The sequence below is a fragment of the Streptomyces sp. NPDC055815 genome, assembly GCF_053616475.1.
The window spans coordinates 26,178-39,168 of sequence record NZ_JBSHDU010000046.1 but is presented as its reverse complement, the minus strand read 5'-3'; the positions used below and the strand labels follow the sequence as shown (position 1 = coordinate 39,168).

General features: G+C 69.7%; 10 protein-coding genes. 6 read left to right on the top strand and 4 right to left on the bottom strand.

What is annotated here, in order from left to right; all coding sequences use genetic code 11:
- Positions 1-222: 222 nt before the first annotated feature.
- The 3 genes from ACWGN5_RS26530 to ACWGN5_RS26520 all read left to right on the top strand — a co-directional run bounded on the left by ACWGN5_RS26530 (position 223) and on the right by ACWGN5_RS26520 (position 3,498).
- Positions 223-1,434, top strand: a complete 1,212-nt coding sequence (locus ACWGN5_RS26530) for an acyl-CoA dehydrogenase family protein (RefSeq protein WP_453519518.1) — start codon at positions 223-225, stop codon at positions 1,432-1,434.
- A complete protein-coding gene (locus ACWGN5_RS26525) occupies positions 1,431-1,844 on the top strand; it encodes a RidA family protein (protein WP_453519515.1) in 414 nt (137 codons plus the stop codon). Before ACWGN5_RS26530 ends, ACWGN5_RS26525 begins: the two co-directional genes overlap by 4 nt.
- A 97-nt stretch (positions 1,845-1,941) precedes the next feature.
- Positions 1,942-3,498 (top strand): MFS transporter, encoded by a 1,557-nt coding sequence (locus ACWGN5_RS26520; RefSeq protein WP_453519512.1) that lies wholly within the window; start codon positions 1,942-1,944, stop codon positions 3,496-3,498.
- Here the strand turns inward: ACWGN5_RS26520 and ACWGN5_RS26515 are convergent.
- The 3 genes from ACWGN5_RS26515 to ACWGN5_RS26505 all read right to left on the bottom strand — a co-directional run bounded on the left by ACWGN5_RS26515 (position 3,495) and on the right by ACWGN5_RS26505 (position 6,224).
- A complete protein-coding gene (locus ACWGN5_RS26515; RefSeq protein ID WP_453519509.1) occupies positions 3,495-4,133 on the bottom strand; it encodes a hypothetical protein in 639 nt (212 codons plus the stop codon). The genes ACWGN5_RS26520 and ACWGN5_RS26515 overlap by 4 nt on opposite strands.
- Positions 4,134-4,287: 154 nt before the next feature.
- Entirely contained in the window at positions 4,288-5,817 is a 1,530-nt protein-coding gene (locus ACWGN5_RS26510; RefSeq protein WP_453519507.1) for a helix-turn-helix domain-containing protein, read from the bottom strand.
- 50 nt (positions 5,818-5,867) lie between these two features.
- Positions 5,868-6,224: a VOC family protein gene (locus ACWGN5_RS26505; protein ID WP_453519505.1), complete on the bottom strand. Its 357-nt coding sequence runs from the start codon at positions 6,222-6,224 to the stop codon at positions 5,868-5,870.
- 248 nt (positions 6,225-6,472) lie between these two features.
- Here ACWGN5_RS26505 and ACWGN5_RS26500 point away from each other — a divergent pair, with 248 nt between their 5' ends.
- On the top strand, positions 6,473-7,018 hold the full coding sequence (locus tag ACWGN5_RS26500; RefSeq protein WP_453519502.1) for a YcxB family protein: 546 nt from the start codon (positions 6,473-6,475) through the stop codon (positions 7,016-7,018).
- Positions 7,019-7,175: 157 nt separating this feature from the next.
- On the top strand, positions 7,176-9,890 hold the full coding sequence (gene acnA, locus ACWGN5_RS26495; RefSeq protein WP_453519500.1) for an aconitate hydratase AcnA: 2,715 nt from the start codon (positions 7,176-7,178) through the stop codon (positions 9,888-9,890).
- 92 nt (positions 9,891-9,982) lie between these two features.
- On the opposite strand, the gene ACWGN5_RS26490 is transcribed toward acnA, so the two are convergent.
- Positions 9,983-10,912: an FG-GAP repeat domain-containing protein gene (locus tag ACWGN5_RS26490; protein WP_453519497.1), complete on the bottom strand. Its 930-nt coding sequence runs from the start codon at positions 10,910-10,912 to the stop codon at positions 9,983-9,985.
- 532 nt (positions 10,913-11,444) lie between these two features.
- On the opposite strand from ACWGN5_RS26490, the gene ngcE reads away from it, so the two are divergent.
- A complete protein-coding gene (ngcE, locus tag ACWGN5_RS26485) occupies positions 11,445-12,887 on the top strand; it encodes an N-acetylglucosamine/diacetylchitobiose ABC transporter substrate-binding protein (RefSeq protein WP_453519495.1) in 1,443 nt (480 codons plus the stop codon).
- Positions 12,888-12,991 lie beyond the last annotated feature (104 nt).

Genomic DNA, 12,991 nt, shown 5'->3' with positions numbered 1-12,991 from the left:
CGCCGGAGGCCGTCGCCGCGCGGGCGCCGACGGGCACCCCGGCCGGGGCGCCGAGGAGCGCCGTCGTACGAGGGCGGTCGGAGCGCGCCGGGAACAGGGCGCCGGACGGCGTCGCCGCAGAGGCGTCGCAGGGCGCCGGAAGCAGGGCGCCCGAGGGCGCCCGGACCAGAGCGCCGGAAGGCGTCGTGACGAAGACGCCCGGGGGCGTCAGAGAGGGCCCACATGCCCGCATTCTCGCTCGATCCGGCACAGACCACCTGGTGTGCGCAGCTCAGCGCGCTCGCCGCCGACCGCCTGAAGCCCCTCGCCGACCAGGGCGAACCCGGCAGGGTCAACCGCCCCCTCGTCGCCGCCCTCGGCGAGCTCGGCCTCCTCGCCCGCCTCTTCGAGGCCGGCGCCCTCGACCTCTGCCTGCTGCGCGAGTCCCTCGCCCGGACCTGCACCGAGGCCGAGACCGCGCTCGCCCTCCAGGGCCTCGGCACCCACCCCGTCGCCGCCTTCGGCACCCCCGCCCAGCGCGCCCGCTGGCTCCCCGAGGCCACCGCGGGACGCGCCGTCGCCGCCTTCGCCCTCTCCGAACCGGACGCCGGCTCCGACGCCGCGGCCCTCGCCCTCGACGCCGTCCCCGACGGACGCGGCGGCTGGCGCCTGCACGGCGAGAAACGCTGGATCTCCAACGCCCCCGAGGCCGACTTCGCCACCGTCTTCGCCCGCACCACCCGCGGCGCCGGAGCCCGCGGCGTCACCGCCTTCCTGGTCCCCGCGGACCGCCCCGGCCTCGGCGGGGAACCGCTCGACATGCTCGCCCCGCACGCCCTCGGCACCCTCACCTTCGACGGCGTCCCCGTCGGCCCCGAGGACCTCCTCGGCGAACCCGACCGGGGCTTCCGGGTCGCCATGAACACCCTCAACCTCTTCCGGCCCAGCGTCGGCGCCTTCGCCGTCGGCATGGCCCAGGCCGCCCTCGACGCGGCCCTCTCCCACACCGCCGCCCGCCCGGCCTTCGGCGGCGTCCTCGCCGACCTCCAGGCCGTCTCGCACCGCGTCGCCGAGATGGCCACCCGCACCGAGGCCGCCCGCCTCCTCGTGTACGCGGCGGCCGTCGCGTACGACGAGGGAGACCCGGACGTCCCCCGGCGCTCCGCGATGGCGAAGCTCCTCGCCACCGAGACCGCCCAGTACGTCGTGGACGCGGCGGTCCAACTGCACGGCGCCCTCGCCCTCCAGCGCGGCCACCTCCTGGAACACCTCTACCGGGAGGTCCGCGCGCCGCGGATCTACGAGGGCGCGACGGAGGTGCAGCGCACGATCATCGCGAAGGAGCTGTACGCGCAGCTGCCGCCCGCGAAGCCCATCGAGGAGCCGAAGGCCGAGGAGCCGAAGACCGAGGAGTGGAAGACCGAGGAGCGGAAGACCGAGGAGCCGACCCCATGAGCCTGCACCGTCACAACCCCGCCGAACTCTCCCCGCCCACCGGCTTCTCCCACGCCGTGACCGCCACCGGGACCCGGCTCGTCTTCCTCGCCGGACAGACGGCCCTCGACACGGAGGGCAAGGTCGTGGGGGAGGAGCTCACCGAGCAGTTCACCACCGCCCTCGGCAATCTGCTCACCGCCCTGCGGCACGCCGGCGGCACCCCCGCCGACCTCGCCCGGGTCACCGTCTACACCACCGACGTCGCCGACTACCGCGAGCACGCCCACGAACTGGGCCGGATCTGGCGGCAGTTGGCGGGTCGGGACTACCCGGCGATGGCGGTCATCGGAGTCGTACGCCTCTGGGACGAGCAGGCCCTGGTGGAGCTCGACGGCTTCGCGGTCCTGGACGAGCCCGGGCCCGCTTGATCAATTGGTCACCCGAGTGGACCAGGCTTAGTGTCGAAAGGTGGACTGACCGGCCCACGGACCCGTCAGGTGAGGGCGCGATGCGCCATGAACTGCCATGAGTAGCAGCACACCGAAGCCGACGACCCCGACGTCGACCGCTCCCCGCAAAGGCGGCGGAGACGGCAAGGGCATCGCCCTGTTCGTGATCGCCTCCTGCCAGCTGATGGTCGTCCTCGACATCACCATCGTGAACATCGCGCTCCCGCACATCCAGAGCGCGCTGGACTTCTCGACCACCAGCCTGTCCTGGGTCGTCAACGCCTACACGCTCACCTTCGGAGGCCTGCTCCTCCTCGGCGGGCGCACGGGCGACATCCTCGGCCGCCGCCGGGTCTTCATCTTCGGCGTGCTGCTCTTCGGACTCGCCTCCCTCTTCTGCGGACTCGCGCAGACCGAGTGGCAGCTCCTCGCGGCCCGGTCGCTGCAGGGCGTCGGTGGCGCGATAGCCTCGCCGACCTCCCTCTCCCTCATCACCACGACGTTCGACGAAGGCCCGGAACGCAACCGGGCCTTCGGTGTGTTCGCGGGCGTCTCGGCCGGCGGCGGCGCGATCGGCCTGGTGGCCGGAGGCATGCTCGTCGAATGGCTCGACTGGCGCTGGATCTTCTTCGTCAACGTCCCGATCGCCATAGTGATCGCGCTCCTCACGCCGCGGCACGTCAAGGAGTCCGAGCGCCATCCCGGCCACTTCGACCTCGCCGGAGCGCTGACCTCGACGCTCGGCATGGTGGCGCTGGTGTACGGATTCATCCGGGCCGCGCAGGAGGGCTGGAGGGATCCCTACACGATCGGCTCGTTCGCCGCCGCGGTCGTCCTCCTGGCCACGTTCATCCTCATCGAGCGGCGCTCCCAGCAACCCATCACGCCCCTGCACATGTTCGCCGACCGCAACCGCTCGGGCACCTACGTCATCATGCTCTGTCTGGCGGCGGCCATCTTCGGGATGTTCTTCTTCCTCACCCTGTTCGTGCAGCAGGTGCTGGGCTTCAGCCCCCTGGCGACGGGGCTCGCGTTCCTGCCGGTCAGCGGGATCATCGCGGTCGGCGCGGGCCTCACGTCCAACCTGCTGCCCCGGTACGGTCCGAAGCCCTTCATGGTGACGGGATCGGTGCTCGCCGCGGCCGGCCTGTCCTGGCTGACGCTCACCGATGTGAACTCCACCTACGCGGGCAGCATCCTCGGGCCGCTCCTCGTCTTCGGCATGGGCATGGGCCTGATGTTCGTCTCGCTGACCATCATGGCGCTGTCGAACGTCCCGCAGCAGGAGTCGGGCGCCGCCTCCGGTCTGCTCAACGCCACGCAGCAGGTGGGTGGTTCGCTCGGCCTCTCGATCCTGGTGACCGTCTTCGGCACGGCCAGCCGCAACGAGGCGGAGACCCAGGTCCCGGCCTTCCTCTCGCAGGCCGGCCCGCTGGAGAAGGCCCAGTTCGCGAAGACCGGCCAACTCCCACCGCCCTACAGCGACCAGGTCCTCGCCAGCGGCGTCTCCGCGGGCTTCGTCACCGCGGCGATCTTCGCGGTCGTCGGCGCCCTCGTCGCCCTCTTCGTGATCCAGGTCCGCGCCTCCGACCTCGAACGCCTCAAGGGCGGCGGAATGATGCCGGGCGCCTAGGGCCTGTCCGGCCGCAGCTCGGCGTACGGCCGCTCGGGGCAGGGCGCGTCGGGCGGCGCGAGCTTCAGATAAACGATCCCGAACTGCGGGTTCTCGACGGTCCTGCCCGGCTCGGGATCCTGGAAGCAGACCTTCCACGGATCGGCGACGCCGGGCAGATCCACATCGGAGTACGCACTCTCGGGCTCGACCTTCCGGAACGCGAGGGGCCCGAGCGTCTCACCGGCCCGCGCGAAGGTCATCCCGGTGACGGCGGGCATGGCAGGCCAGGGAATCTCGCCGCCATCAGCACGCGGACAAGGCGCCTCGACCCGCACCACCCCGAGATCGAGCACGGGCCGCCCACCACTCCGCTGCCCGGCGGCCCCCTGAAAACACACCTTCCAGCTACCGACGTCCCACTGCCGGGCGTCCTGGTCGGAGGCATCGTGCGACACGACGTCGAACCCGGCGGCGGCAGCCTGTTCCTTCGCCTCCCTGAGGCTCTTCCCCACGAGCGAGGGAGGCCCGGAAGGCCGAGGAGGCGCGGACACGGTGACCGTGACGCTCGCCTGCGGCGGCACCGCCTTCTCCTCCGACGCCCCGCCGCCGAAGAACGAGAACACGCCCCAGAGACCCGCGAGCACCACGACCACGACGAGCAGAGGATGCCGCCACCACGCCCGCGAAACCGCCCGGGGCGGAAGCGGGGGCGGCGGCGGGACAGCGACGTTCGGATCCACGCCGGGATCGTAGCCACGCCCGAAACCCCACCGCCCCGCCGTGCCGGTATTCGCCGTACAGGACGTCCTAGATGTCCCGGAAGATCTCGATCTGGGCGCCGATCGAGTTCAGGCGTTCCGCGAGGTCCTCGTAACCGCGGTTGATGACGTACACGTTGCGGAGGACCGACGTGCCCTCCGCTGCCATCATCGCGAGGAGGACGACCACCGCCGGGCGGAGGGCCGGGGGGCACATCATTTCGGCGGCGCGCCAGCGGGTGGGGCCCTCGACCAGGACGCGGTGGGGGTCGAGGAGCTGGAGGCGGCCGCCGAGGCGGTTGAGGTCCGTGAGGTAGATGGCGCGGTTGTCGTAGACCCAGTCGTGGATGAGGGTCTTGCCCTGGGCCGTCGCCGCGATCGCCGCGAAGAAGGGGACGTTGTCGATGTTCAGGCCCGGGAACGGCATCGGGTGGATCTTGTCGATCGGGGCTTCGAGCTTGGAGGGGCGGACCGTGAGGTCCACCAGGCGGGTGCGGCCGTTGTCCGCCGGGTACTCCGCCGAGCGGTCGTGGTCGAGGCCCATCTCCTCCAGGACCGCGAGCTCGATCTCCATGAACTCGATCGGGACCCGGCGGATCGTGAGTTCGGACTCCGTGACCACCGCCGCGGCCACCAGGCTCATGGCCTCTACCGGGTCCTCCGAGGGGGAGTAGTCGACGTCCACGTCGATCTGCGGTACGCCGTGCACGGTCAGGGTCGTCGTGCCGATGCCGTCGACCCGGACGCCCAGCGCCTCCAGGAAGAAGCAGAGGTCCTGGACCATGTAGTTGGAGGAGGCGTTGCGGATGACGGTCACGCCGTCGTGGCGGGCGGCCGCCAGGAGGGCGTTCTCCGTCACGGTGTCGCCGCGCTCGGTCAGGACGATCGGGCGGTCGGGGGAGACCGAGCGCTCGACCTGGGCGTGGTACAGGTTGTCCGTCGCCGTGACCTCCAGGCCGAAGCGGCGCAGCGCGATCATGTGCGGCTCGATGGTGCGCGTACCGAGGTCGCAGCCGCCGGCGTACGGCAGCTTGAAGCGGTCCATGCGGTGCAGCAGCGGGCCGAGGAACATGATGATCGAGCGGGTGCGGATCGCGGCCTCGGCGTCGATGGACTCCATGTCGAGCTCGGCCGGCGGCACGATCTCCAGGTCCACGCCGTCGTTGACCCAGCGGGTGCGGACGCCGATGGAGTTGAGGACCTCCAGGAGCCGGAAGACCTCCTCGATGCGGGCGACGCGACGCAGGACGGTGCGGCCCTTGTTGAGGAGCGAGGCGCAGAGCAGCGCGACACAGGCGTTCTTGCTCGTCTTGACGTCGATGGCGCCGGAGAGGCGGCGGCGGCCGACGACCCGGAGGTGCATGGGGCCGGCGTAGCCGAGTGAGACGATCTCACTGTCGAGGGCCTCGCCGATGCGGGCGATCATCTCAAGGCTGATGTTCTGGTTGCCGCGCTCGATCCGGTTGACGGCGCTCTGGCTCGTGGCCAGCGCTTCGGCGAGCTGCGTCTGCGTCCAGCCGCGGTGCTGCCGGGCGTCACGGATGAGCTTGCCGATGCGTACGAGGTAGTCGTCTGCCATGGCGTCACGTTATCTCAGATATGAGATGGTGATCGACATCGGGTGGGCCGTCAGGGTGAATCACCGTGCGCGGTCGGGTGGCGCGGTTCGTACAGGGGGAGTTCGGTGCCGCTCGGTAGCCGTACGGCCGCGAGCAGGCCCCAGCCCTGGTCGGTGATGGCCCGTGAGATCTCGGCGCCCCGGTCCTCCAGGGTTGTCAGGGTTTGGGTGAGGTCCTCGCACATGAGGTACATCTCGTGCTTCGGCTCGCCGTCCGTCGGGTGCACCGCCACCTCGGCCGGCGGCAGCTTGAAGATGAGCCAGCCTCCTCCGGCGTCCACGTGCTCGAAGCCGACGATGTCCTTGAGGAAGGCCCGGTCGGCCTCCGCGTCCCGGGTGTAGAGAATCACGTGCGCGCCGCTGAACATGGCTCGATCGTCGGCCGGGAGGTGTGCCGCGGCAATCGGGCCGCGTCCGTTCGGGCCGCGTCCGTTCGGGCAGCGTCCGCTCGGGCCGCGTCCGTTCGGGCGGGGCGGGGCAGGGCAGAGCGGGGCGGGGCAGGGCTGGGCGGGGCAGAGCAGGGCGGGGCGTACGGGGTGGTGGGGGTGCTCGGTCCCGGGTCGGCCGTGGCTAGGATCTGCCGCCGATGCGTACGGATGATGGGGGAGACATGCAGGTGGACACACGGGATGCGGCGGTCACCTTCGTCTACGAGCCGACCGAGGCCGACTACCGGGCGGCGGTCCGGCGTCTGAGGTTCGGGACCTGGCGGGGGCTCGGCGGAGTGGCGGTCCTGCTCGTCGTGGCGGAGCTTCTCGCGTCGTACCGGGCCTGGCGCGGTGGTTTCTCGCCCGCGGGCGTGACCGTCTGGGCCGCCTGCCTGCTGGTGGTTCTGGTGGCGGTCGTCCACTGGGCCACGGGACGCCTCGCGCGGCGGCAGTTCGACGGCATGGACGCGTACGGCACCTGCCGGACGGTCGTCGGCCCGCAGGGGATGACCACCACGGGCGGGGAGCTGAGCAGCGACCTCGACTGGCAGGCGTTCCCCTGGTACGTCGAGACCTCCGAGCTCTTCGTCCTCAGGACCCGGCGTACGGGCCTCGTCTTCGTCCTGCCGAAGAGGGGGGCCCAGGACCCGGCCGATGTGGACCGGGTGCGGGAGGTCCTGGAGGGAAGTCTGCACCGGCTCCGCAGCATGCCAGGCATGACCGCGCGGCGGTGATGTACTAGAGTTATCTCGACATCGAGATATCTGCCGAGGCGCACCGCTGCCGCCACCCTGGTAAGGGATACCTAACTTAGCCTTACCTTAGCGGATCGACGACGTGTACGTGGCGGCAGGATGTGGTGAAACGCGCACATATATGAAGGAGACTGTCGTGTCGGCGAACAGCTTCGACGCCCGCAGCACGCTGCGCGTGGGCGACGAGTCGTACGAGATCTTCAAGCTGGACAAGGTCGAGGGCTCCGCGCGCCTCCCTTACAGCCTGAAGGTCCTCCTGGAGAACCTGCTCCGCACCGAGGACGGCGCGAACATCACCGCCGACCACATCCGGGCCCTCGGCAACTGGGACTCGCAGGCTCAGCCGAGCCAGGAGATCCAGTTCACGCCCGCCCGCGTGATCATGCAGGACTTCACCGGCGTGCCCTGCGTCGTCGACCTCGCCACCATGCGTGAGGCCGTCGCCGCGCTCGGCGGCGACCCGGCGAAGATCAACCCGCTGTCCCCGGCCGAGATGGTCATCGACCACTCCGTCATCGCCGACAAGTTCGGCACCAACGACGCCTTCGCGCAGAACGTCGAGCTGGAGTACGGCCGCAACAAGGAGCGCTACCAGTTCCTGCGCTGGGGCCAGACCGCCTTCGACGACTTCAAGGTCGTCCCGCCGGGCACCGGCATCGTCCACCAGGTGAACATCGAGCACCTGGCCCGCACCGTCATGGTCCGCAACGGCCAGGCGTACCCCGACACCCTCGTCGGCACCGACTCGCACACCACCATGGTCAACGGCCTCGGTGTGCTGGGCTGGGGCGTCGGCGGCATCGAGGCCGAGGCCGCGATGCTCGGCCAGCCGGTCTCCATGCTCATCCCGCGCGTCGTCGGCTTCAAGCTGACCGGCGAGCTTCCCACCGGCACCACCGCCACCGACCTGGTGCTGACCATCACCGAGATGCTGCGCAAGCACGGTGTCGTCGGCAAGTTCGTCGAGTTCTACGGTGAGGGCGTCGCCGCCACCTCCCTCGCGAACCGCGCCACCATCGGCAACATGTCGCCGGAGTTCGGCTCCACCGCCGCGGTCTTCCCGATCGACGACGAGACCCTGAACTACCTCAAGCTCACCGGCCGCTCCGAGCAGCAGGTCGCGCTCGTCGAGGCGTACGCCAAGGAGCAGGGCCTCTGGCTCGACCCGGCCGCCGAGCCCGACTTCTCCGAGAAGCTGGAGCTCGACCTCTCCACGGTCGTCCCGTCCATCGCCGGCCCGAAGCGCCCGCAGGACCGCATCGTCCTCGCGAACGCCGCCGCGCAGTTCGCCCAGGACGTCCGCAACTACGTCGCCACCGCCGACGAGGCGGGCGAGGAGTCCTTCCCGGCCTCCGACGCCCCGGCCGTCTCCAACGGCGTCCCGTCGAACCCGGTCCAGGTGACCGCCCCCGACGGCACGACGTACACGATCGACCACGGCGCCGTCACCGTCGCCGCGATCACCTCCTGCACCAACACGTCGAACCCGTACGTGATGGTCGCCGCCGCCCTCGTCGCGAAGAAGGCCGTCGAGAAGGGCCTGACCCGCAAGCCGTGGGTCAAGACCACCCTCGCCCCGGGCTCGAAGGTCGTCACCGACTACTTCGACAAGGCGGGCCTCACCCCGTACCTCGACAAGGTCGGCTTCAACCTCGTCGGCTACGGCTGCACCACCTGCATCGGCAACTCCGGCCCGCTGCCGGAGGAGGTCTCCAAGGCCGTCAACGAGCACGACCTGGCCGTGACCTCGGTCCTCTCCGGCAACCGGAACTTCGAGGGCCGCATCAACCCCGACGTCAAGATGAACTACCTGGCCTCCCCGCCGCTGGTCGTCGCGTACGCCATCGCGGGCTCCATGAAGGTGGACATCACCAAGGACGCCCTCGGTGTCGACCAGGACGGCAAGCCCGTCTACCTGGCCGACATCTGGCCCTCGGAGTCCGAGGTCAACGACGTCGTCGCCAACGCCATCGGCGAGGACATGTTCTCGAAGTCCTACCAGGACGTCTTCGCGGGTGACGCCCAGTGGCAGGCCCTGTCGATCCCGACCGGCTCGACCTTCGAGTGGGACGCCGAGTCCACCTACGTCCGGAAGCCCCCGTACTTCGAGGGCATGACGATGGAGACGACCCCGGTCACCGAGATCACCGGTGCCCGCGTCCTGGCCAAGCTGGGCGACTCGGTCACCACCGACCACATCTCCCCGGCCGGCGCCATCAAGGCCGACACCCCGGCCGGCAAGTACCTCACCGAGCACGGTGTGGAGCGTCGTGACTTCAACTCCTACGGCTCGCGCCGAGGCAACCACGAGGTCATGATCCGCGGCACCTTCGCCAACATCCGCCTGCGCAACCAGATCGCGCCGGGCACCGAGGGCGGCTACACCCGCGACTTCACCCAGGCCGACGGCCCGGTGTCGTTCATCTACGACGCCTCGCAGAACTACCAGGCCGCCGGCACCCCGCTGGTCATCCTGGGCGGCAAGGAGTACGGCTCCGGCTCGTCCCGCGACTGGGCCGCCAAGGGCACCGCGCTCCTCGGCGTCAAGGCCGTCATCACCGAGTCGTACGAGCGCATCCACCGCTCGAACCTCATCGGCATGGGCGTCCTGCCGCTCCAGTTCCCGGCCGGCCAGTCGGCCGACTCGCTCGGCCTGACCGGTGAGGAGACCTTCTCCATCACGGGCGTCACGGAGCTGAACGAGGGCACCACGCCGAGCACGGTCAAGGTCACCACCGACACCGGTGTCGAGTTCGACGCGGTCGTCCGCATCGACACCCCCGGTGAGGCGGACTACTACCGCAACGGCGGCATCATGCAGTACGTGCTCCGTAACCTGATCCGCGGCTAAGACCGACGGCTGGTACGGAAAGGCCCCGCTCCTCGGAAGAGGAGCGGGGCCCTTTCGTTCGTCACACGCGCCGTCCTGGGACGGAGCGAGGATCAGAACATGATGCGGTAGGTGTTCCAGCCGCTGGTGCCGATGATGGCGCGCGGCTTGAACGGCGTGGCCGCGTTGCCGGTGCCGGAGTAGCGGTAGAGCTTGCCGGCGCCGTCGCGGGCGATCAGGTCGGAACGGCCGTCGTAGTCGAGGTCGCCCACGCCCAGGAGGTTGTTGTAGGCGCCCCAGCCGGAACCGACCCGGGTGCGGCCGGAGAACGGCGCCCTGTAGTCGCCCGTGCCCTTGTACAGCCACAGGACGCCCGAGCCGTCGCGCGCGACGATGTCGGCCTTGCCGTCACCGCTCAGGTCGCCGACGCCGGCGATCTGGTTGTACGCGTTCCAGCCGCTGCCGACCTTGAGGCGGCCGGCCAGCTTGCCGTTGCCGTAGCCGAGGTAGAGCCACAGCACGCCGGAGCCGTCGCGGGCGAGGATGTCCGCGGCGGTACCGCCGTTGAGGGAGCCCGGCGACAGGACCTTGTTGTAGGCGTTCCAGCCGCCGCCGACGTTCACGAGGTCCGTCGAGGTGGACTCGCCGGCCGCGTAGGCCAGGTAGCCGGAGGTGTTCCAGCCCCAGACGTCGTCGGCGATGCCGTCGCCGTCGTTGTCCGCCTGCTGGGCCCACTTCGCGTTGCCCCAGGTGCTGTTTGCGTACTCGCGCTGGTCGTAGCCACCGGAGCCGTTGGGCGCGTACCAGTAGAGGGCGGAGCCGGCGACGCCCTGCAGGGCCCGGTGCTCGACCGCGGCCGCGGTGGTGCTGTCGGCGGAGGCGATGGACGCGGAGGCGGCGGACGGCTTGACCGCCGCGGCCGCTTCCTTCGGCGCCTCGGCCGCGACGGCGGCCGTGGTCGTGCCCACGAGGGCCGCGGTTATCGCCGCGACCGTGACACGGGACAGGATGCCCGTGCGGTTCAGGCCAGAAGAGTTGGCCACGTGTACTCCAGTTCCGTATGGAATAAGACGGATCCCGACGTCGCACCCGTGCCGGAGGCAGGGGACGGCGGGACCTCTATGATCCCGGATCCTCCTCACGGAATCTTCACCGGGCAACTGGTTTGTGACACAACTGTTTCGATGGCGTTCATATGTCCCAATTGCCCTCCCTCTCCCCGCAAGCTGCCGTCCACCCGCGCCGCGAGGCCGGAAGGAAGGGGGTGGCTCTGATGCCCTGTCAAGGGTGTTGCGTCGCGAATGGTTGGACGAAACGCCGCAGATCCAGCGTGCTTATCCCGGAGGTCTCAACTCGGGAAAGATGGTCGTGCAAACCTGGTTTCGATCTTGCTCCCGTGAAGGGAAGTGGACTATACCTGTCGGCGTCCAGCCAGTCGGAGCAATCCGACGACGGCCCGACGCGTGCACGACCCGGCTGCAATTGACCGCGGTGGCGGGGCCCTTCGCCTGTGGCGAGTGAGAAACGGGCGACCGGTACACCGCCTGAGTCCTGAATGAAGGCGAGGACTTGAGCATGGGATCCACCTCCGCACACAACGGTGAGGGCCTCGGCCGTCGCGATCTGATCAAGCGTTCCGCCGCGATCGGTCTGATCTCCGTCCCGACGATGGGCTTCCTGTCCGCCTGCGCGAGCAGCGGCGACGGTGGTAACGAGAAGGTCGAAAAGGGCACGAAGTCCGATAAGAACCCGCTCGGGGTGAATGAGTCGGCGCCGCTGGAGTTCGTCCTCTTCGACGGCGGATTCGGACAGCAGTACGCCAAGGACGCGATCAAGGTCTACGAGACGAATTACCCGAAGGCGCAGGTCAAGTTCACGCCGACCCAGAAGATCACCACCACCCTGCAGCCGCGTTTCAACGGCGGCACCCCGCCGGACCTCATCGACAACTCCGGCGCCGAGCAGATGGACATGGGCGTCCTCGTCGGCCAGAAGCAGCTGGCGGACCTCACCCCGCTCCTGGACGCGCCGTCCATCGACGACCCGAGCAAGAAGGTCCGCGACACCCTGCGGCCCGGCATCGTCGAGATGGGCCAGTTCGAGGGCGACCCGGTCTGGATCATGTACTACGCGTACACGGTCTACGGCGTCTGGTACTCGCAGAAGCTGCTCGACTCCCTCGACGCGAAGTACCCCGAGACCTGGGACGAGATGCTGGCCGTCTGCGAGAAGGCCAAGAAGAAGGGCATCGCCGGCTGGACGTACGCCGGCAAGTACCCGTACTACGTCCCCTTCTCGCTCTACCCGATGATCGGCAAGGTCGGCGGCCGCGAGGTCCTCGACGCCATCGACAACCTGGAGCCGAAGGCCTGGGAGCACCCCGCGGTCAAGGCCTGTTTCGAGGCGTACTACGAGCTGGTCAAGAAGGGGTACATCCTCCAGGGCACCCCCGGCCTCGACCACATCCAGTCGCAGACCGCCTGGACCGAGGGCAAGGCGCTGTTCATCCCGAACGGCTCCTGGGTCGAGAACGAGGCCGCGAAGACCATGCCGGCCGACTTCAACCTGGCCGTCTCGGCCCCGACGGGCATCGACTCCTCCGACAAGATGCCCTTCGGCACGATCTGGGCCTCCGGCGGTGAGCCCTTCATCGTCCCCGCCAAGGCGAAGAACCAGGAGGGCGGCCTGGAGCAGCTGCGCATCATGCTCAGCGAGGCCTCCTCCAAGAACTTCACCAAGTCCGTGAAGTCCCTGACGGCCTACAACGGCGGCACCGACGGCATCGAGCTGACCCCGGGCCTCAAGTCCGGTGTCGCGGCCCTGGAGAAGGCCGGCCAGAACGTCGTCAACCCGCGCCTCCAGGACTGGTACGTCGCCCTCCAGAAGGAGAAGATCGGTGTCGCCGGCCTCGGCGAGATGATGGCCGGCCGCGCGACCCCGGCCGAGACGATCAAGAAGATCCAGAAGTACGCCGACGAGGCGGCCAAGGACTCCAGCATCAAGCACTACAAGCACTGACGCACAGTGCCGGGGCCCCTTCCCGCCGACCGGGAGCGGGCCCCGGCCCCTTCGCGCGCGGCACCAGCGGCGCGCCCGGCGCGGGAAAGATCGGGGTCGGTTAG